Genomic DNA, 19,539 nt, shown 5'->3' on the forward strand with positions numbered 1-19,539 from the left:
TGCCACTGCGCATCGCTCAGTTCGTACCGCTTGACCGACATCACTTGCTCCGCGTCTCAACACGGATGCCTATGAATCAGCGATCAGCCCATTTGGGAATCCCGAATGTCGATCCGCGCTAGGTCGCTCTGACCCGGATAGAGGCCGATCCGCGCCGATCCGGGAAAGGCGTGATGGTTGTTGTGCCACGCCTCGCCCATGGTCACGAAGCCGGCCCAGGGCACGTCATGCGCCTGCACCCCCGCGCCGCCGACCAGCCAGCGCTGCGGTCCGCGCGTGTGCGCCAGATGCCCGACCAGCCAGTGGCCATGGACGCAGATGAAGACGCGGGCGCACACGCCCCAGACCACGAAGCTCCATCCGCCGGCCCAGAACAGGATCGCGGCGATCGGCAGTTGCTGCGCCATCCAGGTCGCCTCCAGGAAACGATAGAAGCGGTCGCGCCCGCCCCGCCCGAGATCGAAGCCGGGTGGATGGTCGAGCTCGAGCCGGCAGTGCAGCTGCCACCAGGCGTCGCGCGGCATCGGGCTCGCATGGCTCAGATAGGGATGGCACTCCGGCTGGCGCTGCGCCCAGTCGCGCAGGTCGTGGGTGCGGATGATCCAGTGCGGTCCGCTCATGCCCACCGCGGTGCCGAACCACACCAGCACCCGCTCCAGCCATGTCGGACAGTCGAAGCTGCCATGGATCAGCTTGCGGTGAAACCCGACCGAGTGACCCAGCAGCAGCGACGCGCCGGTGGTCACGACGAACAGGCCGATCGCTGCCGGGGACACGGTAAAGGGCGCCAGCGCCAACGTCGCCACCGCCATGCCGCCGTTCCACAGCGAGTGCACCGGATCCCATCGCACCCGCCCGCGTACCGGATCGGCGCCGGGGGTTTCGACCAGATGGTTGACGGCATGCGCATCGGACATGGCTTCGACTCGCAAGGTAATTAAGGAATTACCTAAATACCATCGATGCTCTGGCAGGCAATGAAGAAAATGCTTAAATACTCCGGATGCAGCGCGTCTTCGAAGCTCTATCGTCCACCGTCCGCCGGAAGATCCTGGCCTATCTGGCCCATGCGGAGCTGACCGCAGGCGAGATTGCGGCGCGGTTCGAACTGTCCAAGCCCGCCATCTCGCAGCATCTGGCGGTGCTGGAGAATGCCGGCCTCGTCGCCAGCGAAAAGCGCGGCCAATATGTCCATTACCGACTGATCGACGATCATCTCGCCAACACGGTGAACGCCTATCTCCAGGAAGTCTGCCCCGTGTCGGGTCCGCTCAAGGCTGAAAGTGCGGAGATCGCGAAGACGCGGCGAGAGGGCTGATCGCTCCGCTTGGGATCAGCTTGCGCCGCGGGAACCTCCACTCGGGCTGAGCGGGCGCCGCCTTGGGTTAAGGGTCGGCCGTCTTGCCGAGATCGCGGTGGGAACGGGGGAGTCGGTGCTTCGCAAAATCATGGCGCTCATCGACGCAGGCATGATATCCACCCGGTCTGAAGCGGATCATTTGGATATTGCGCCTGAGCCGCCTTCGATTATGCGATTGGCCACGGGGTCGCTGGGGCTGGCCCCGTCGATATTGGGGGATTCATGAAAGGGTTTTTGCTTGCGCTCGCGACAGCGGGCGGTGCGGCCTTGGCGCCCGCGCCTGTATGGGCTCAGCCTGTCGTCGATGCCGTTACATCGCCGACCAGCGGCGCGAAGGCCGTCTCGCCCGCCGTCGCGAGCCGGTTCGACGTCGATCCGGCAAGCGTCGAGATGCCCAACCTCGCCTTCGACGAGACGCCGGAAGATGTGAAGAACTACGACAAGTATTTCTATTTCGCACGGCCCGAGACTGACTTCGCCACTGCCTATGCCGATATTCGCGAGTGCGACGGATATGCGCGCGGGCTTAGCTATCGTGGCGACGGGTCGATCAATTTTCTCGCCGGACAATATGGCATTGTCGGCGGTGTCGTTGGCGGGATCTTCGGCGAGATTGCAGCGACTGCCGAGCGCCGTCGCATGCGTCGGCTGAACCAGCGTATCTGCATGTATTTCAAGGGCTATCAGCGCTTCGGTCTGCGCAAGGTCCTGTGGAGCGAGTTCAATTTCGAGGACGGCGACCCGAAGATTACCGAGAATATTCGCCAGACCTATCTTCAGCGACAGGCAAAAGTCGCATCATCGCCAATGCCGCAGGCACAGGAGCTGGTCCAATGATCCGCAAAGTGTTGATTGCCCTTGCGACGATGCTCCTCCCGGCGACCGCCCAGGCTCAGCAGTTCCGCGACAAGGACCCGATTACGATCGATCCGACCAAGGCCTATATCCTGTACCATTACTCGTTCGATATGGCGTTGACGTTCATCCGCACCCCGACGGACGAAGATCTCGCAAACTATCAAAATATGCGCTCCACCGCGCTCGCAGCCGCCAAGGCGAGACATGTTCGTGATCTCAAGGCCTACGAGACCTGGTATCTCGCTTGGAAACGAGCGAAAAGCCGGGGAGATGCATCGGCGACCGAACCGGAGAAGCCGGTCGAACCAACCGATGACAACTTCGATTTTCCGCCGATCGAGCGCAGTCAGTTGGTGCAGACCAAGGAGGGGCGGCGCGCGCTCAAGGAAGCGGGCGTGCGGTGGTATCTCATCGGCGTGCCTCCCGGCGAATATTCCCTGTACGGCTTCGTCACGATGTTCGGCGGAGGCTATGTCGGTCAGTGCATGTGCATGGGCACGGTAAAGTTCGAGGCGAAGCCAGGCGTCGTGACCTATATCGGTGAACAGATACTGCCTAACCTCAAGCTGCCCGATCCGAATGTCGTCCTTCCGGCCAAGTTTGCGAAGCTTCCGGTTCGACCAGCCGAGTTTCGGGCTGGTGGAAAGTTCGCCAATTTCTTCGGGCTCATGATCACTCGCATTTCTGAATATCCCGGAATCCTGCGTTACGAGCGCGACCGGATCATCGACGTGCGGGCCGAGGGCGGCAGTCCCTCCACGAACTAGCCAAGAAGACCGCGCCGGGTCCTTCAGGGGCCTCGGCGCCGTTTCCTCAGCCCCGCCCCATCATCAACGGCCGCAACTGTTCGATCCGCTGCGTCAGCCAGGCGAGGAAGCGGTCGATCCGGGCGATGCCGCGCAGGTCGCGGTGGACCACCAGCCAGAAGCTGCGCTCGATCCCGATCTCGGGCAGCGCCCGCACTAGCCCCGGCACCGCGTCGCCGATGAAGCAGGGCAGCACGCCGCAGCCGGTGCCGGCGGCGATGATCTCGGCCTGGGCGTTGATCGACGAACTGCGGATCGTCGCCTCCAGCCGCGATCCGATCTCGCTGAGATAGCGCAGCTCGGGCGCGTAGATCTGGTCGGGGACATAGCCGACCAGCACATGGCTCGCGAGATCGCCGGGGCCGGCAAGGCGCGGCGCCGATGCGAGATAGGCGGGGGCGGCGTACAGGCCCAGCGCATAGTCGGTCAGCTTGCGCGCGATCAGCGGTCCCGCCTTGGGCCGGGCCAGCATCACCGCGATGTCCGCCTCGCGCCGTGACGGGTTCAGCACGCCGCTCGACGCAATCAGGTCGATCTGGACCTGCGGATGCGCGCGGGTGAAGTCGCCGACATGCGGCGCGATGATCCGGCTACCAAAGCCTTCCGATGCGCTGATCCGGATCGCGCCCGCCAGTTGCGAGGCGGGGGCGGCATCGCGCTGGATGCCCATCGCCGCCGCCTCCATCCGCTCGGCCGCCTCGAACAGCGCGCTGCCCTGGTCCGTCAGGACATGGCCCGACGGGGTATGTTCGAACAATCGCGCCTGCAGCGCCTGCTCCAGCCTGCGGATGCGCCGCGACACCGTCGTCGCGTCCTGCCCGATCGCCTTGGCGGCGCTCGCCAGCCGCCCGGCACGGGCGACGGCAAGGAACAGCTTCAGATCATCCCAATTCATGAACGGCCTGCATAATCGCAGGTTCGACCTGCACTTCGCATCAGTTGCCTGCATTGCTGTCAAATGCAATGGCAGGCCCAACGAAGTTTGGAGAGGCATGTCATGCGGATCGTGGATCACTTCATTGCCGGCTCGGCCGGTGGCGCCGGTGCCGGGCGCGAGTCGGAAATCTTCGATCCCAACACCGGTCAGGTCCAGGCGAAGGTCCGCCTCGGCACCCAGGCCGATCTCGACGCGGCGGTCGCCGCGGCGCAGGCGGCGCAACCGGCCTGGGCGGCGACCAACCCGCAGCGCCGCGCCCGCGTGATGTTCGCGTTCAAGGCGCTGGTCGAAGCGAATATGGACGAGCTGGCGCACCTGCTCTCGTCCGAACATGGCAAGGTCATTGCGGATTCGAAGGGCGACATCCAGCGCGGGCTGGAAGTGATCGAGTTCGCCTGCGGCATCCCGCACGTGCTGAAGGGCGAATATACCCAGGGCGCCGGCCCCGGCATCGACGTCTATTCGATGCGCCAGCCGATCGGCATCGGCGCCGGCATCACCCCGTTCAACTTCCCGGCGATGATCCCGCTATGGATGTCGGGCGTCGCGATCGCCTGCGGCAACGCCTTCATCCTCAAGCCCAGCGAGCGCGACCCCAGCGTTCCGGTGCGCCTGGCCGAACTGTTCCGCGAGGCGGGCCTGCCCGAGGGCATCCTTCAGGTCGTGCACGGCGACAAGGAAATGGTCGATGCGATCCTCGATCACCCGGCGATCGGCGCGGTCAGCTTCGTCGGCTCGTCCGACATCGCGCATTATGTCTATCGCCGCGGCGTCGCCGCCGGCAAGCGCGTCCAGGCCATGGGCGGGGCGAAGAACCACGGCATCGTCATGCCCGACGCCGATCTCGATCAGGTCGTCGCCGACCTGGCGGGCGCCGCCTTCGGCTCGGCGGGCGAGCGTTGCATGGCGCTTCCGGTCGTCGTTCCGGTGGGCGAGAAGACCGCCGTGGCGCTTCGCCAGAAGCTGATCCCGGCGATCGAGGCGCTGCGCGTCGGCGTGTCGACCGATGCCGATGCCCATTACGGCCCGGTGGTCAACGCGGCGCACAGGGCGCGCGTCGAGAACTGGATCCAGACCGGCGTCGACGAAGGTGCGGAACTGGTCGTCGACGGCCGCGGCTTCGCGCTGCAGGGGCATGAAGAGGGTTTCTTCATCGGCCCGTCGCTGTTCGACCATGTCACGCCGCAGATGAGCGCCTATCAGGAAGAGATTTTCGGCCCGGTGCTGCAGATCGTCCGCGCCAATGATTTCGAGGAGGCGCTGCGCCTGCCGAGCGATCACCAATATGGCAACGGCGTCGCGATCTTCACCCGCAACGGCCATGCCGCACGCGAATTCGCCGCGCGCGTCAATGTCGGCATGGTCGGCATCAACGTGCCGATCCCGGTGCCGGTGGCCTATCACACCTTCGGCGGGTGGAAGCGCTCGGCCTATGGCGACACCAACCAGCACGGCATGGAAGGCGTGAAGTTCTGGACCAAGGTGAAGACGATCACCCAGCGCTGGCCCGATGGCGGCGTTGGCGCGGGCGACAGCGCCTTCATCATCCCGACGATGGGCTGAGGCCGGGTCGGCGCCTTGGCGAGACTTTCGAACGCGCTCCGGCCTCGCCTCTCCATCAGGGGATGCGGGGTCGGGTCGTGTCGGGCGCCGCGGGAACGCGCCGTCGCCGCCATGCGCTGGAGCCTTGTGCCGATGACCGTCCTTCACGAGAAAGCCGCATGACCACACAGTTCGACCTGACCGACGAGCAGCGCACGATCCAGGACCTGGCGCGCCAGTTCACCGCCGACGCGATCACCCCGCATGCCGCGGAATGGGACGAGAAGCACATCTTCCCGCGCGACACGATCAAGGCCGCCGCCGAACTCGGATTCGGCGCGATCTACGTGTCGGAGGAAAGCGGCGGGATCGGTCTTGGCCGGCTCGAATCGGCGCTGATCATGGAGGCGATGGCCTATGGCTGTCCCTCGACCAGCGCGTTCATCTCGATCCACAACATGGCCGCGTGGATGATCGACCGTTTCGGCGCGCAGCCGGTGAAGGACAAGTATCTCCCGAAGCTGACCGTGATGGACTGGCTCGCCAGCTATTGCCTGACCGAGCCGAGTTCGGGCTCGGACGCCGCGGCGCTGAAGACCCGGGCGGTGCGCGACGGCGATCATTATGTCGTCACCGGGTCGAAGCAGTTCATCTCGGGCGGCGGCGAGAACGAACTCTATGTCTGCATGGTCCGCACCGGCGAGGAAGGGCCCAAGGGCATTTCCTGCCTGGTGATCGAGAAGGACATGCCCGGCGTCAGCTTCGGCGCACAGGAACGCAAGCTCGGCTGGCATTCGCAGCCGACCGCCCAGGTCAATTTCGACGGCGTCCGCGTCCCGGCCGAGAATCTGCTCGGTGCCGAGGGTGAGGGCTTTCGCATTGCCATGATGGGTCTCGACGGCGGCCGCCTGAACATCGGCGCCTGCTCGCTGGGCGGCGCGCAGCGCTGCCTCGACGAGGCGATCGCCTACACGAAGGATCGCCACCAGTTCGGCCGCGCCATCGCCGAGTTCCAGAACACCCAGTTCACCCTGGCGGACATGGCGACCGAGCTGGAGGCCGCCCGCGCGCTGCTGTACCTCGCCGCTGCCAAGGTGACCGAGGGCGCACCCGACAAGACCCGCTTCGCCGCGATGGCCAAGCGCTTCGCCACCGACACCGGCAGCGCGGTCGCCGACCGTGCGCTGCAGCTGCATGGCGGCTATGGCTATCTGATGGACTATCCGATCGAACGCATCTGGCGCGACCTGCGCGTCCATTCGATCCTGGAAGGCACCAACCAGGTGATGCGCATGATCATCGGCCGCGACCTGACGCGCTCGTGAACGACGGCATCGGTCATCTCGGTCGAAGGGGTGCGGCTCCGGTGATATCTCTCACCCGTCACCCCGGCCGAAGTGCCGGGGTCCACCGCGAGGCACCATCCCGAAACCGAGCCCTTGCCGCACCGCCGCGCCTATACGCGCTCCCCGGGCGCCTGCCGCTCACCATCCGAAAGCGCGGGATGGAGGCCGGGTGGACCCCGGCACTCCGGCCGGGATGACGAACGTCATCGCGGTACTCCAAACCGTCCTCAAATCCCGGCGTCTCAAGGAGCATCATGACCGACGTTCTCATCTCGACCGAAGGGCAGGTCGGCCGCGTCCGGCTCAACCGGCCCAAGGCGATCCACGCGCTCAACACCGCGATGTGCCGCGACATGCTCGCCGCGCTCGATGCCTGGCGCTCGGACCTCGAGATCGAGGCGGTGCTGATCGACCATGCCGAGGGGCGCGGCTTCTGCGCCGGCGGCGACATCCGCATGATCGCCGAAAGCGGCGCGGGTGACGGCAGCGCCGCGCGCGCGTTCTTCCACACCGAATATCGCCTCAACCACCTGCTGTTCACCTATGCCAAGCCTGTGGTCGCCTTCATGGACGGCATCACCATGGGCGGCGGCGTCGGCATCAGCCAGCCGGCGAAATATCGTGTCGCGACCGAGAATACGAAGTTCGCCATGCCCGAAACCGGGATCGGCCTGTTCCCCGATGTCGGCGGCGGCTGGTACCTCTCGCGCCTGCCCGGCCGGATCGGCCAGTATCTCGCGCTGACCGGCGCCCGGATCGACGGCGCCGAATGCCTCGCTCTCGGCCTCGCCAGCCATTATCTGCCCGCCGCCGCGCTGGAAGAGGCAAAGTCGCGCATCGCCGCCGAGCCGCAGCAGATCGAGGCGGTGCTGCGTGACCTGTCGGTCGAACAGCCGGAGGCGAAGCTGCTTGCGCATCGCGAGGCGATCGACCGGCTGTTCGCATCCGACACGCTGGAGGAGGTCTTCGCTGCGCTCGAGGCCGGTGGCTCGGACTTCGCCGCGGCCACGCTGGCCACGCTGAAGACCAAGTCCCCTCAGGCAATGAAGGTCAGCCTCAAGCTGCTGCTCGACGGGCGGACCATGCCGACCTTCGAGGACGAGATGCGCCAGGAATATGCGGTCGGCTGCCATGTCGTTCAGCGTCACGATTTCATCGAGGGCGTGCGGGCGGTGATCGTCGAGAAAGACAATGCGCCGCGCTGGAACCCTGCGACGCTCGAGGCGGTGAGCGATCATGTGATCGACCAGATCTTCGCGCCGCTGCCGCCGCACGAGGAATGGACGCCGGCTTGAGGCGAACCGCCGTACGCGGCACAGCGGCGGCGACAGACACGACTCCGGCCGGTGCCGGGAAAGGGAAGAGATGAGCTACGAAACGATCCTGGTCGAACAGCGCGGCGCCGTCACCCTGGTGACGCTCAACCGGCCCCAGGCGCTCAACGCGCTCAACAGCCAGGTGCTGAGCGAGCTGCTGGGCGCGATGCGCGCGTTCGATGCCGATCCGTCGCAGGGTTGCGCGGTGCTGACCGGCAGCGAAAAGGCATTCGCCGCCGGCGCCGACATCAAGGAGATGCAGGCGCAGGGCTTTGCCGACATGTACGGCCACGACTTCTTCGCCGGCTGGGACGTGTTCACCCGCACGCGCAAGCCGATCATCGCTGCCGTCTCCGGCTTCGCGCTGGGCGGCGGCTGCGAGGTTGCGATGATGTGCGACTTCATCCTTGCGGCGGACACGGCGAAGTTCGGCCAGCCCGAGATCAAGCTGGCGGTGACCCCCGGCATGGGCGGGTCGCAGCGGCTGGCCCGCGCGGTCGGCAAGGCCAAGGCGATGGAGATGTGCCTGACCGGCCGGATGATGGGCGCCGAGGAAGCCGAGCGCGCCGGGCTGGTCAGCCGGGTCGTGCCCGCCGCCGAGCTGGTCGAGGATGCGGTGAAGACCGCGGCGACGATCGCGTCGATGGCGCCGCTGGCGGTCAAGGCGAACAAGGAAATGGTCAACGCCGCGTTCGAGACGACGCTGGCACAGGGTGTCGCGTTCGAGCGGCGGCTGTTCCACGCGATGTTCGGCACCGCCGACCAGAGCGAGGGCATGGCCGCCTTCGTCGAGAAGCGCCCCGGCAACTGGACCGGCAAGTAATGGAGATCGGCGGCGGGCAGGCCTTCTGTCCGGACGTCGAAGGAGAGAAGCAATGGCACGCGTAGCGTTTATCGGGCTCGGCAACATGGGCGGCGGCATGGCCGCGAACCTCGCCAAGGCGGGACATGACGTCCGCGCCTTCGACCTGTCGCAGGATGCGCTCGATCGCGCCAAGGCCGCCGGCTGCCTGCCGGTGGCCAGCGCCGCCGAGGCGATCGCGGGGGCCGAGGCGGTCGTCACGATGCTGCCCGCGGGCAGTCATGTCGAGGCGGTCTATACCGGCGACATCGTGGAGCATGCCGAGCCCGGCGCCATCCTGATCGACTGTTCGACGATCGACGTCGCCACCGCGCGCCGCGTGGGCGAGGCGGCGGCCGCGCGCGGGCTGCTGGCCGTCGACGCGCCGGTCTCCGGCGGAATCGCCGCGGCCAATGCCGGCACGCTGACCTTCATGGTCGGCGGCACCGAGGCGGGCTTCAACCGTGCCGAGCCGTTCCTGGCGGAGATGGGCAAGGCGGTGATCCACGCCGGCGCCAGCGGCGCGGGGCAGGGCGCCAAGATCTGCAACAACATGCTGCTCGGCGCCGAGATGATCGCGACCTGCGAGGCGTTCGTGCTGGCGGAGAAGCTGGGCCTCGACCTGCAGCGCTTCTACGACATCGCCTCGGTCTCGTCGGGACAGAGCTGGTCGATGACCAGCTATTGCCCCGTACCGGGCGTGGGTCCCGAAACGCCCGCCGACCGCGACTATCAGGGCGGCTTCGCGGCCGCGCTGATGCTGAAGGACCTGAAGCTGGCGATGGAGGCCGCCGGTCTCGCCGATGCCGCCACGCCGATGGGGGCACGCGCTGCCGAACTGTACGAAGCCTATGTTGCCGAAGGGAATGGCGGCTCGGACTTTTCGGGGATCATCCGCCGCCTGCGCGAACAGAAACGGGGTTAACCCTCTATTCGCATTCCGGGGGGATAAGGCGCGTGAGACAGTGAGGTCCCATGCGCCCAATCCAGCTTCTGCCCTTCGCCGCCCTTGCCCTCGCCGCGCCCGTCGCCGCGCAGCAGCAGGGCGCGCCCTTCACCATCGCCGAGACCGGCGAGGGCTTCCGCACGCTGGCCGATGCGGTGGCCAGGGCCGGCGACACCCGCGCCACGATCGTGATCGCACCGGGCACCTACCGCGAATGCGTGGTGCAGCAAGCCGGCGAGATCACCTTCAAGGCGGCCTGGCCGGGCAGCGTGATCTTCGAACGCGAGACCTGCGAGGACAAGGCCGCCTTCGTGCTGCGCGGCCGCGGGTCGGTGGTCGACGGCATCGTCTTCCGCAATTACGCGGTGAATGACGGCAACGGCGCCGGCATCCGCATCGAACAGGGCGATCTGAGCGTCGTCAACGCGATGTTCCTCGACAGCCAGGAAGGCATTCTCGGCGGCAATCCGTCGGGCCAGCGCATCACCATCGACCGCTCGACCTTCTCGGGCCTGGGCCAGTGCGAGACCTCGGACTGCAGCCATTCCATCTACCTGGCCAACAAGGGCCAGGTAACGATCACCCGCTCGCGCTTCGAACGCGGCACCGGCGGCCATTATGTGAAGCTGCGCGTGCCCGACGTCCGGATCACCGATTCCAGCTTCGACGATACCAAGGGTCGTAAGACCAACTACATGATCGACCTGTCCGAGGGCGCGACCGGGCTGATCTCGCGCAACGTGTTCGTCCAGGGCGAGAACAAGGAGAACTGGTCGGGCTTCATCGTCGTCGCCGCGGAAGGCCGGACCTATCGCTCCGCCGGCCTGACGATCAGCGACAACCAGGCGTCGCTCGCGCCCGGCATCGACCGCAGCCCCGCCTTCGTCGCCGACCTGTCGGGCGACACGTTCCGCATCACCGGCAACCAGCTCGGCCCGGGCGTCCGCGAGTTCGAACGGCGCAAGTAGCCGGAGGACGCGGCGCGCCGCCGCGCCCTCCCGCACCTCACTTCGCGCAGGTCGACGCCGCGCCCGCGTCCAGGTCGAGGCAATGGCCGTCGATCTCGACCGGCACCGGTACATGCAGCAGCCCGGCCAGCGTCGGCGCGATGTCGACCGTCTCGACCGACAGCGGGTGCTCGAACCCGGTCATCCCCTTGCGCCAGAACAGGATCGGCACCCGCCGGTCATAGTCCCAGATGCTGCCATGGGTGGACGCATAGCCCGGTCCCGGCGTCGCGATCGGCACGATCCGCGGATGCAGCACCACATAGAGGTCGCCCGACCGCGCCGGGTCATAGGAGGCGCGTGCCCGCTCCAGCAGCGTCCAGGTCTCGGGCGGGCCCTTGGGCATCGGGGTCGCCGCGATCTCGGCACCGGTATAGACCGCCTGCACCTGCGGATGCGCGCGATAGGCCTTGATCGCCTCGGCCTGCACCGCGGCGCGGGCCTTTTTCGACAGCTTGGGGTCGATATAGACGTCGCCGAACGACCCGCCCGTCAGCGGCTGCGCGTCCAGCTTCAGCGCGGTCTGAACCTGTTTGCCGATCGCGCTGGCGACCGCGGTCGCCTGCACCCGCGCCGCCTCGGGCGCGCCATGCGCCTGGTTGCGCTCGGGAATGTCGGTGCCGCCATGATCGGCGGTCAGCGCCACCGCATAATCGACCCCGGTGCTGTCGAGCAGCGAGAAGAGTTCGCCCAGCTTCTGGTCCAGCGCGAACATCTGCAGGCACATCTCGCTGCCCTCGGTGCCCAGCCCGTGGCCGACATAGTCGGTTGCCGACGCGCCGACGATCAGCAGGTCGGGCGCCGCGCCCTGGCCCAGCTTCATGTCGATCGCCAGGCTGCCCGCCAGGGTGACGACGGCATCGTCGAATTCGGGCGACGCTTTGAACCCGCGCAGGTCGCCTGCCTTGCGCTCGAACGTGCCGGCGCCGACGGTGACGGTGCCCAGATTATAGGCCTGCTGGCGCGACTTGCAGAAGGCGGGGACGTCCATGCCCTGCCGCGCCTCGGCCAGCCGCTCGGTCACCAGCGCGTTGATCTGGTTGACCCGCGCCGGCGCCTGCCGCCCGGCATAGGACTGGAAGCTGCGGGTCTTGTCCCAGAAGTACCAGAGCTCGTCGATCTTGTGGCCGCCCATCATCACCGCGGCCCGGTCCTTGCCCGCGATCGACACGACCCGGCTCGCCGGGTTGGCCAGCTTCATCCACTCGCCCAGCGTCGATACCTTCAGATGCTTGTCCGAGACCGTATAGTCCTTCGAGCTGCTGCCCGGGACGCTCGGATCCTCGGCGCAGTAGATCGTCTTGTCGGCACGCGCGACGCCGAAGTCGGTCCAGTCGTTGGCGATGATCCCGGTGCGATAGGGGCGTGCGCCGGTCAGGATCGTCGAATGTCCGGGACAGGTCTCGGTCGCTGCATGGCTCTGATAGCCGGAGGGGAAGACGACGCCGCTCTCCAGCCGGGCCAGGCCGCCGGTGAACTGGGCGCGATATTCGGCGAACAGGTCGGCGGAGAACTGGTCGACCGAGATCATCACGATCAGCTTGGGCGGCGTCTCCATCGACACCGGTGCGTTGGTTGCGACAGGTGCGGCCGGGGCAGGGGCAGGGGCAGGGGCAGCCGCCTGTTGGGCTGCGACCGGCGCTGCGGCGGTCAGCGCGAGGGCGATGGCGGTCGACGGGAACAACTTCATGGGACGCGGGACTCCGACGGCTTCTAACTGCGGTGCACTTTGCTATGGGAGGGGGGTTCCCACGGCAAGGACGGGCGATGGCGTATCTGCGTTTCTGTCTGATGACTCTCGCGGCGCTGCTGCTCGCCGGGCCGGCGCTCGCCCAGGCGCCCGGCGACGGGCCGCATGTCCGCATGGAACTGGTGCCCGAAACCGCGACCCCGGCGCCGGGCAGCGAGGTCATGCTCGCCTTCGTCTCGACGCCCGAGCCGACCTGGCACGCCTATTGGCGCAATCCGGGCGATGCCGGCATCCCGCCCAAGGCAAGCTGGACGCTTCCCGGCGGCGTCACCGCGAGTGCGATCCGCTATCCGGTACCCGAACGGCTCGTGATCGCCGGGCTGATGAACTATGTCTACGAACATCCCTTCGCGACCCTGGTCACGCTGAAGCTGTCCGCGGGACTCGCGCCCGGCACCGATCTGCCGGTCACGGTCGATCTCGCCTATCTCGTGTGCACCGACAAGATCTGCGTGCCGGAAAAGGCATCGCTGACGACGATGCTGAAAGTCGGCGACGGTGCGGTCACCGCCGAACGCCGCGCGCAGTTCGACGGCTACCGGGCGAAGCTGCCCCGCCCGCTGGGATCGCAGGCGACCTATCAGGTCGCGGGCGGCGCGTTCCGCCTGGGCGTTCCCTATCCCGCCGGCGCGGCGGCAAGCGAGGTCTATTTCTACCCGATCACCGACGGCGCGGTCGACTATGCCGCGCCTCAGGCGGTTGCCCGCGACGGGGACCGGCTGGTGATCGAAACCAGGGCAAAGGGCGCGCCCGGCACGATCGAGGGCGTACTGGCGGTCGGCAAGGATCGCGGCCTGGCGCTCACCGCCGTGCCCGGCACGGTGGCCCCCGCGGCGCAGGGCTCGGGGGCGGCGGCCGGCGGCGAAAGCCTCTGGTCGACCGCGCTGATCGCCTTCGCCGGTGCGGTGCTGGGCGGGCTCATCCTCAACATCATGCCGTGCGTCTTTCCGATCCTGAGTCTGAAGGCACTGAGCCTGGCCAAGGCGAACGAGGAAGGCGGCAATCCGCGTGGCGAGGCGCTGGCCTATACTGCCGGCGTGGTGCTGGTGTGCCTCGCGCTCGGCGGTCTGCTGCTCGGCCTGCGCGCCGGCGGCGCGACGCTCGGCTGGGCGTTCCAGCTTCAGGACCCGCGGGTCATCCTGTTCCTGCTGCTGCTGGTTACCGCGATCGCGCTGAACCTCGCCGGCCTGTTCGAGATGCTGGCGCCTTCCGCGATCAACCGGCTCGCGGGGCGCGGCACCGGCGGCGCGTTCGTCACCGGCGCCCTGGCCGCGTTCATCGCGACGCCGTGCACCGGTCCGTTCATGGGCGCGGCGCTGGGCGCGGCGCTGATCCTGCCCTGGCCCGCGGCGCTCGCGATCTTCGGCGGGCTGGGGCTGGGCATCGCGCTGCCCTTCCTGCTGCTCGGCTTCGTGCCCGCGCTGCGGCGGATGCTGCCGCGCCCGGGCGCGTGGATGGAGACGTTCCGCCACATCCTGTCGGTGCCGATGTTCCTGACCGCGCTCGCGCTCGCCTGGGTGCTGGGGCGCCAGTCGGGCGTCGATGGCATGGCGCTCGGCCTCGCCGCGGCGCTGCTGCTCGGCTTCGGCCTGTGGTGGGGCGGGGCGCGCCAGGCCAAGGGCCGCTCGGCCTGGATCGCGCTGCCCTTCCTGCTGGTCGCGCTGGCCGCGGTCGCAGTCGTGCGCCCGGCGACCGCGACCGTCGGAGCGAAAGTCGCGCTGGCCGGCGCCGAACCCTTCAGCGAGGCGCGCCTTGCCGAACTCACCGCGCAGGGTCGCCCGGTCTTCGCCTATTTCACCGCCGACTGGTGCCTGACCTGCAAGGTCAATGAGAAAGCGGTGATCGAGACCGAGGCCACGGCGAAGGCGCTTGCCGACGGAAAGGTTGCGGTGCTGGTCGGCGACTGGACCGACGGCGACGCGACGCTCGGCCGCTTCATCGAAAAGCACAACCGCGCAGGCGTCCCGCTCTATCTGTGGTACAAGCCGGGCCAGCCGGCGCCGCAGGTCCTGCCGCAGATCCTCACCCAGTCGACCTTGGGGGACCTCGCCGCGGGCAGATGATCGGGGAGGGGATGACGCAAGGAGAGATGCGATGAAGACGTGGATCCTCGCCGGTGCGAGCGCTGTCGCCGCCACCCTGTCCCTGACCCCCGCGGCCCCGGTCGCGCCGCCGGCCGAACCCGCGATCGGCACCACCGCGATCGACTTCAGCGCTCGCGCGTGAGGCTGGGGCGCGAGCTGTCCCGCCTCGGCAATATCCTCAAGTCGATGGATCTGCCCCCGTCATCCCTGCACCGCGGCCCGGATGCGGGTCGGCTCAGGCACCGACCCGCATCCCGACCGAGCCGGTCGCGTCAGATCGTTCCTTCGCGGTATGCCGTCGCTCCCCTGCGCGCCCTCTGGAAGCCGAACGCCCCGAACGCGCCGACCAGCAGCGAGACGATCAGGATCGCCAGCGCGGCGAACTTCCCGTCGCTGCTGGGGGCGAGACCGGCCGCGCGGCCGTCCTCGAACGGGTCGATATAGACGCCGCCCGGCTTGACCGTGATCTGGTCCTTCACCTCGTCGATCGCCTTGCTCTCGCTCGACGGATCGACCGACAGCCCGTTCAGCGACACGATCGGACCGATCTTGCCCTCGCCGACGGCCATCTTGGCAAGCTGCTCGACGGTCGCGTTGCCGCGCTGGATCATCATGCCGGACGCCTGGCCGCCTGCATCGGTCGCGTTCGTCGGATAGAGCGGTGCGATCACCCAGTGATCCCGCTCGCGACCCTTCTTCGTCTCGGACAGGTCGACCACGCGCGACACGTCGATCTGTGCCAGCACCGTGACCTCGTTGGCGGCGCCGACATTCTTCGCCGGATCGAACGCCTCGATCGTCACCGCCGCGGGCGCCTTGCCCGCCAGCGCCGCAGCCTTGGCGGACTCGCTCTGCTGGTCGGTGATGAACAGATAACCAGCGCCGATCACGCCCAGCGGCGCGACGCCAAGATAAACGACCGGCGGGAGCCGGAAAAGCCAAAGCATGATAATCCCCCTTTTGATACCCACGCCTGACATGCCGCAAGATTGTTACACAGGCAACACGACCCCGGCGCAACACGCCCCCTTGTGCGCCGCAGCAAAGCATTGCAGCATGGAACCTATCGGCCATAGCGGCGCTTGGGGGATGAATGGCGACAGGCGGGGCGTTCGACGAAATCTGGGGGCATGGCGGGCCTGACGCGCCGCGTGCCGAATTCGCGTCCCTGTCGCAGTGGATCGCCGACACGCCCGCGTCCGAACTTCATCGCCGCCAGCAATCGGCCGAGGCCACCTTCCGCCAGCTGGGCATCACCTTCGCGGTCTATGGCGACAACGATGCGGCGGAACGGATCATCCCCTTCGACATCGTGCCGCGCGTCTTCCTCAATCAGGAATGGACCCGGCTTTCCGAAGGGCTCGAACAGCGGGTCGAGGCGATCAACGCCTTTCTCGAGGATATCTACGGCGACCGCCGCATCCTCAGGGAAGGGGTGATCCCCGAGGAGCTCGTCTATCTCAACGATCAGTTCCGGCCCGAGGTCGACGGCATCCGCCCGCCGCACGGCGTCTGGGCGCATATCTGCGGCATCGATCTGGTGCGCACCGGTCCCGACGAGTTCTTCGTGCTCGAGGACAATGCCCGCACGCCCTCGGGCGTGTCGTACATGCTCGAGAATCGCGAGGCGATGATCCGCCTGTGTCCCGAACTGTTCCGCGATTTCCGCGTGGCGCCGGTCGACAGCTATCCCGACATGCTGCTCCAGACGATGCGCTCGGTCGCGCCGGGCGGCGGCAATGCCAAGCCGGTATGCGTCGTGCTGACGCCGGGCCATTTCAACTCGGCCTATTACGAACACAGCTTCCTGGCGGACTCGATGGGGGTCGAGCTGGTCGAGGCCGCCGACCTCGTGGTCGACGACGACATCGTCTATATGCGCACCATCGCCGGCCGGGTGCGGGTCGACGTCATCTATCGCCGGATCGACGACGACTATCTCGATCCGCTGGCCTTCCGCCCCGACTCGATGCTGGGCGTCCCCGGGCTGATCGCCGCCTACCGCGCCGGTAATGTCGCGCTGATCAACGCGCCCGGCAACGGCATCGCCGACGACAAGGCGATCTACAGCTACATGCCCGAGATCGTCCGATTCTATTCGGGCGGAGAGGCGAAGCTGCCCAATGTCGAGACCTGGCGCTGCCGCGAGCCGCAGGCGCTGAAATATGTCCTCGATCACCTGCCCGAACTGGTGGTGAAGCTGGTCGACGGCTCGGGCGGCTATGGCATGCTGGTCGGCCCCACCGCGACGAAGGCGCAGGTCGAGGAATTCCGCGCCGCGCTGATCGCCGAGCCACACCGCTATATCGCCCAGCCGACGCTGGCGCTGTCGACCGTTCCGACCGTGGTCGATGCGGGCCTGGCGCCGCGCCATGTCGATTTCCGCCCCTTCGTCCTGACCGGCAGCGACGGCGTCCGCGTCGTCCCCGGCGGCCTCACCCGCGTCGCGCTGAAAGAGGGATCGCTGGTGGTCAATTCCAGCCAGGGCGGCGGCACCAAGGACAGTTTCGTCCTGCTCCCCGATGCCGGCGGCGGACAATCCCAAAGCCAAAGCCAGTCGCAGGAGCAAGGCCTGTGACGTGCGGAACTAAAATCCTCTCCCGGAGGGAGAGGGGGACCGCGAAGCGGTGGAGAGGGAGTTTCCAAACCACGCAGGTTTCGTTGGGGGTGACCCCCTCTCCACCATGCTACGCATGGTTCCCCTCTCCCTCCGGGAGAGGAGCTGAAGCCGTGGGAGCCCGCGCATGCTGATGCTCTCCCGCACCGCGTCGGCGCTCTACTGGCTCGGCCGCTATCTCGAACGCGCCGACTTCCTCGCGCGCCTGGTCGAGGCGACGATCCGCCTCGACGCGCTGTCCGCCCGCCCTGCTGGGGAAGTCGCGTGGCACAGCGCGCTGACCGTCAGCTATACCGACGAGGCATTCGCCGCGACCGGTCAGGCGATGACCCAGGCGCAGGTGGCCCGGTTCCTCACCCTCGATACCAGCCATCCGGGATCGATCGTCCGCTGCCTCGACATGGCGCGGATGAACGCCCGCGCCGTCCGCACGGCGCTGACCCGCGAAGCGTGGACGTCGATCAACCGCGCCTGGCTGCTGTTCCAGAACCGCGCGACGACCGGCGGCGCGACCCAGACGCTCAACCTGGTCGAGGCGGTCAAGGCCGAGATGCGCGGGTTCGAAGGCTCGATCCACCGGATGATGCGCAACGAGGCGACCCTGCTGATCCAGCTCGGCTCGGCGGTGGAGCGCTCGGACAATACCGCGCGGCTGCTCGACGTGAAATATCACATCCTGCTGCCCGAAGGGGAGCGGATCGGCGGCGCGGTCGACCGCGACCAGTGGACCACGATCCTCCAGACCGTGTCGGCGGTGAACGCCTATCGCTGGCTCTACAATGACGGGCTCAGCCCCGCCAACGTCATCGACCTGCTGCTCAGCCGCCCCGAGCTGCCGCGCAGCCTGGCGGCCTGTTTCGAGGAGGTCGTCGACCTGCTCAGCCAGCTCGCCAAGCGCACCGGCCTTCAGGGCGAGGCGGACCGCATGGCGCGCGCCCGGATGGGACGCATCCAGAAGACGCGAACCTCCGAAGTCATCGTCAGCGGGCTGCACGAATATCTCGGCGCCCTGATCCGGGAGAATGCGATGCTCGACGCCGCCATCGCCCGCCAGTTCCGGTTCGTCTGATGCGGATCGCGATCGACCATCGCAGCCAGTATCGCTTCTCGAAGCCGCAGGCGCGCATCGTCCAGCTGCTGCGCGTCACCCCGTGCGACACCGAATATCAGACGGTGGTGAACTGGCGGATCGACGTCGACGTCGATGCACGGCTGCGCCGCGGCGTCGACGGCTATGGCAACATCGTCACGATGCTCTACGCCGAGGGACCGATCGAGGCGCTGGAGGTCACCGTCACCGGAGAGGTGCTGACGACCGAGGCGACCGGCATCGTGCGCGGCGGTGCCGAACCGCTGCCGCCGATGCTGTTCCTGCGTTCGACCCCGCGCACGCTGGCAAGCGTCTCGCTGGCCGAATTCGCCTCGGACATGTCGGCGGGGACGCCGCTCGGCCGCCTGCATGCGCTCAACGCCGGGCTCCACGCGCGCTTTCCCTGCACCCCCGACACCACGGACACCGGCATTACCGCGGCCGAAGCGTTTACCGCCAGCAAGGCGACCTCGCGCGACGTCGCCCAGATGATGGTCGCCGCCGCGCGCCACCTGCACATCCCGGCCCGCTATGTCTCGGGCTATCGCAGCGACGGCGAGGCGCACGGCGCGCCCCACGCCTGGGCCGAAGCCCATATCGACCGGCTGGGCTGGGTGGGCTTCGATCCCGCGACGGGCTTGAGCCCGGACGAAAGCTATGTCCGCGTCGCGGTCGGCCTCGATGCTACCGCAGCCGCATCGATCGCCGGCACCCGGGTCGGCCAGGGCGAGGAAGCGCTCGACGTCGACCTCCATGTCGACGAGATCGACAGCCAGGACTGACGCCGGGCGGTGAAACCACCCGTCCTCCATCCCGGACCCGAAGCCGGCCACAGCGCAGCCCCGCGCACCTGCGCCATCCGCTATCGCAAAGCCCCAGTTCCGGGATCTGCCGCGCGGCGGATTCCGGCACCACGGCCCACAACTGTCCGGGATTTTGTTTCTGTGAGGAGGTGCACGGCAGACAAGTCCTGAGGATTCTGCCAAAATCATGTTGTCGAGACATGATATTTGGAGGTCTGCCGTGCCGTTTGCGAGTA

General features: G+C 67.5%; 18 protein-coding genes. 14 read left to right on the forward strand and 4 right to left on the reverse strand.

Annotation, left to right across the window (positions count from 1 at the left end; translation table 11 throughout):
• Positions 1-83 precede the first annotated feature (83 nt).
• The gene (locus TPR58_RS22445) at positions 84-917 is read right to left on the reverse strand and encodes a fatty acid desaturase (RefSeq protein WP_346249013.1); all 834 of its coding nucleotides are present in this window, start codon (positions 915-917) and stop codon (positions 84-86) included.
• Between the two features lie 86 nt (positions 918-1,003).
• Here TPR58_RS22445 and TPR58_RS22450 point away from each other — a divergent pair, with 86 nt between their 5' ends.
• The 3 genes from TPR58_RS22450 (at position 1,004) to TPR58_RS22460 (ending at position 2,985) form a co-directional block, all read left to right on the forward strand.
• A complete protein-coding gene (locus TPR58_RS22450; protein ID WP_346249014.1) occupies positions 1,004-1,318 on the forward strand; it encodes a metalloregulator ArsR/SmtB family transcription factor in 315 nt (104 codons plus the stop codon).
• 264 nt (positions 1,319-1,582) lie between these two features.
• Entirely contained in the window at positions 1,583-2,197 is a 615-nt protein-coding gene (locus TPR58_RS22455; RefSeq protein ID WP_346249015.1) for a hypothetical protein, read from the forward strand.
• Entirely contained in the window at positions 2,194-2,985 is a 792-nt protein-coding gene (locus tag TPR58_RS22460) for a hypothetical protein (RefSeq protein ID WP_346249016.1), read from the forward strand. Before TPR58_RS22455 ends, TPR58_RS22460 begins: the two co-directional genes overlap by 4 nt.
• A gap of 46 nt (positions 2,986-3,031) precedes the next feature.
• On the opposite strand, the gene TPR58_RS22465 is transcribed toward TPR58_RS22460, so the two are convergent.
• Positions 3,032-3,919, reverse strand: a complete 888-nt coding sequence (locus tag TPR58_RS22465; protein ID WP_346249017.1) for a LysR family transcriptional regulator — start codon at positions 3,917-3,919, stop codon at positions 3,032-3,034.
• A 102-nt stretch (positions 3,920-4,021) separates the two neighbouring features.
• Between TPR58_RS22465 and TPR58_RS22470 the strand changes: the two genes are divergently transcribed.
• The 6 genes from TPR58_RS22470 (at position 4,022) to TPR58_RS22495 (ending at position 10,920) form a co-directional block, all read left to right on the forward strand.
• Positions 4,022-5,524 (forward strand): CoA-acylating methylmalonate-semialdehyde dehydrogenase, encoded by a 1,503-nt coding sequence (locus tag TPR58_RS22470; RefSeq protein ID WP_346249018.1) that lies wholly within the window; start codon positions 4,022-4,024, stop codon positions 5,522-5,524.
• Positions 5,525-5,682: 158 nt separating this feature from the next.
• Positions 5,683-6,828: an acyl-CoA dehydrogenase family protein gene (locus TPR58_RS22475; RefSeq protein WP_346249019.1), complete on the forward strand. Its 1,146-nt coding sequence runs from the start codon at positions 5,683-5,685 to the stop codon at positions 6,826-6,828.
• A gap of 275 nt (positions 6,829-7,103) precedes the next feature.
• A complete protein-coding gene (locus TPR58_RS22480; RefSeq protein WP_346249020.1) occupies positions 7,104-8,144 on the forward strand; it encodes an enoyl-CoA hydratase/isomerase family protein in 1,041 nt (346 codons plus the stop codon).
• Between the two features lie 70 nt (positions 8,145-8,214).
• Positions 8,215-8,988 (forward strand): enoyl-CoA hydratase, encoded by a 774-nt coding sequence (locus TPR58_RS22485; protein ID WP_346249021.1) that lies wholly within the window; start codon positions 8,215-8,217, stop codon positions 8,986-8,988.
• Between the two features lie 52 nt (positions 8,989-9,040).
• On the forward strand, positions 9,041-9,931 hold the full coding sequence (gene mmsB, locus TPR58_RS22490) for a 3-hydroxyisobutyrate dehydrogenase (RefSeq protein WP_346249022.1): 891 nt from the start codon (positions 9,041-9,043) through the stop codon (positions 9,929-9,931).
• A gap of 50 nt (positions 9,932-9,981) precedes the next feature.
• Entirely contained in the window at positions 9,982-10,920 is a 939-nt protein-coding gene (locus tag TPR58_RS22495; RefSeq protein ID WP_346249023.1) for a right-handed parallel beta-helix repeat-containing protein, read from the forward strand.
• A gap of 37 nt (positions 10,921-10,957) precedes the next feature.
• On the opposite strand, the gene TPR58_RS22500 is transcribed toward TPR58_RS22495, so the two are convergent.
• Positions 10,958-12,649, reverse strand: coding sequence for an alkaline phosphatase family protein (locus TPR58_RS22500; protein WP_346249024.1), 1,692 nt, complete (start codon positions 12,647-12,649; stop codon positions 10,958-10,960).
• Between the two features lie 77 nt (positions 12,650-12,726).
• On the opposite strand from TPR58_RS22500, the gene TPR58_RS22505 reads away from it, so the two are divergent.
• Positions 12,727-14,772 (forward strand): protein-disulfide reductase DsbD family protein, encoded by a 2,046-nt coding sequence (locus tag TPR58_RS22505; protein WP_346249025.1) that lies wholly within the window; start codon positions 12,727-12,729, stop codon positions 14,770-14,772.
• Positions 14,773-14,803: 31 nt separating this feature from the next.
• Positions 14,804-14,935 carry a hypothetical protein gene (locus TPR58_RS22510; RefSeq protein WP_346249026.1) on the forward strand — a complete coding sequence of 44 codons (132 nt, stop codon included), beginning with the start codon at positions 14,804-14,806 and terminating at the stop codon, positions 14,933-14,935.
• A 130-nt stretch (positions 14,936-15,065) separates the two neighbouring features.
• Here TPR58_RS22510 and TPR58_RS22515 read toward each other — a convergent pair whose 3' ends face one another.
• A complete protein-coding gene (locus TPR58_RS22515) occupies positions 15,066-15,740 on the reverse strand; it encodes a hypothetical protein (RefSeq protein ID WP_346249027.1) in 675 nt (224 codons plus the stop codon).
• A 146-nt stretch (positions 15,741-15,886) separates the two neighbouring features.
• On the opposite strand from TPR58_RS22515, the gene TPR58_RS22520 reads away from it, so the two are divergent.
• From TPR58_RS22520 to TPR58_RS22530, 3 genes are all read left to right on the forward strand, one after another.
• Positions 15,887-17,371, forward strand: coding sequence for a circularly permuted type 2 ATP-grasp protein (locus TPR58_RS22520; RefSeq protein ID WP_346249028.1), 1,485 nt, complete (start codon positions 15,887-15,889; stop codon positions 17,369-17,371).
• Positions 17,372-17,543: 172 nt separating this feature from the next.
• Positions 17,544-18,479, forward strand: a complete 936-nt coding sequence (locus TPR58_RS22525; RefSeq protein WP_346249030.1) for an alpha-E domain-containing protein — start codon at positions 17,544-17,546, stop codon at positions 18,477-18,479.
• A complete protein-coding gene (locus TPR58_RS22530; RefSeq protein WP_346249029.1) occupies positions 18,479-19,282 on the forward strand; it encodes a transglutaminase family protein in 804 nt (267 codons plus the stop codon). The genes TPR58_RS22525 and TPR58_RS22530 overlap by 1 nt, the downstream gene beginning before the upstream one ends.
• Positions 19,283-19,539 lie beyond the last annotated feature (257 nt).

This window comes from Sphingomonas rustica (assembly GCF_039652585.1).
GTDB lineage: Bacteria > Pseudomonadota > Alphaproteobacteria > Sphingomonadales > Sphingomonadaceae > Sphingomonas > Sphingomonas rustica.

Excerpts from the sequence above, each read along its gene's own strand:
- TPR58_RS22445 (WP_346249013.1), bottom strand. The coding sequence starts at position 917 with ATGTCCGATGCGCATGCCGTCAACCATCTGGTCGAAACCCCCGGCGCC.
- TPR58_RS22450 (WP_346249014.1), top strand. The coding sequence starts at position 1,004 with ATGCAGCGCGTCTTCGAAGCTCTATCGTCCACCGTCCGCCGGAAGATC.
- TPR58_RS22455 (WP_346249015.1), top strand. The coding sequence starts at position 1,583 with ATGAAAGGGTTTTTGCTTGCGCTCGCGACAGCGGGCGGTGCGGCCTTG.
- TPR58_RS22460 (WP_346249016.1), top strand. The coding sequence starts at position 2,194 with ATGATCCGCAAAGTGTTGATTGCCCTTGCGACGATGCTCCTCCCGGCG.
- TPR58_RS22465 (WP_346249017.1), bottom strand. The coding sequence starts at position 3,919 with ATGAATTGGGATGATCTGAAGCTGTTCCTTGCCGTCGCCCGTGCCGGG.
- TPR58_RS22470 (WP_346249018.1), top strand. The coding sequence starts at position 4,022 with ATGCGGATCGTGGATCACTTCATTGCCGGCTCGGCCGGTGGCGCCGGT.
- TPR58_RS22475 (WP_346249019.1), top strand. The coding sequence starts at position 5,683 with ATGACCACACAGTTCGACCTGACCGACGAGCAGCGCACGATCCAGGAC.
- TPR58_RS22480 (WP_346249020.1), top strand. The coding sequence starts at position 7,104 with ATGACCGACGTTCTCATCTCGACCGAAGGGCAGGTCGGCCGCGTCCGG.
- TPR58_RS22485 (WP_346249021.1), top strand. The coding sequence starts at position 8,215 with ATGAGCTACGAAACGATCCTGGTCGAACAGCGCGGCGCCGTCACCCTG.
- mmsB (WP_346249022.1), top strand. The coding sequence starts at position 9,041 with ATGGCACGCGTAGCGTTTATCGGGCTCGGCAACATGGGCGGCGGCATG.
- TPR58_RS22495 (WP_346249023.1), top strand. The coding sequence starts at position 9,982 with ATGCGCCCAATCCAGCTTCTGCCCTTCGCCGCCCTTGCCCTCGCCGCG.
- TPR58_RS22500 (WP_346249024.1), bottom strand. The coding sequence starts at position 12,649 with ATGAAGTTGTTCCCGTCGACCGCCATCGCCCTCGCGCTGACCGCCGCA.
- TPR58_RS22505 (WP_346249025.1), top strand. The coding sequence starts at position 12,727 with ATGGCGTATCTGCGTTTCTGTCTGATGACTCTCGCGGCGCTGCTGCTC.
- TPR58_RS22510 (WP_346249026.1), top strand. The coding sequence starts at position 14,804 with ATGAAGACGTGGATCCTCGCCGGTGCGAGCGCTGTCGCCGCCACCCTG.
- TPR58_RS22515 (WP_346249027.1), bottom strand. The coding sequence starts at position 15,740 with ATGCTTTGGCTTTTCCGGCTCCCGCCGGTCGTTTATCTTGGCGTCGCG.
- TPR58_RS22520 (WP_346249028.1), top strand. The coding sequence starts at position 15,887 with ATGGCGACAGGCGGGGCGTTCGACGAAATCTGGGGGCATGGCGGGCCT.
- TPR58_RS22525 (WP_346249030.1), top strand. The coding sequence starts at position 17,544 with ATGCTCTCCCGCACCGCGTCGGCGCTCTACTGGCTCGGCCGCTATCTC.
- TPR58_RS22530 (WP_346249029.1), top strand. The coding sequence starts at position 18,479 with ATGCGGATCGCGATCGACCATCGCAGCCAGTATCGCTTCTCGAAGCCG.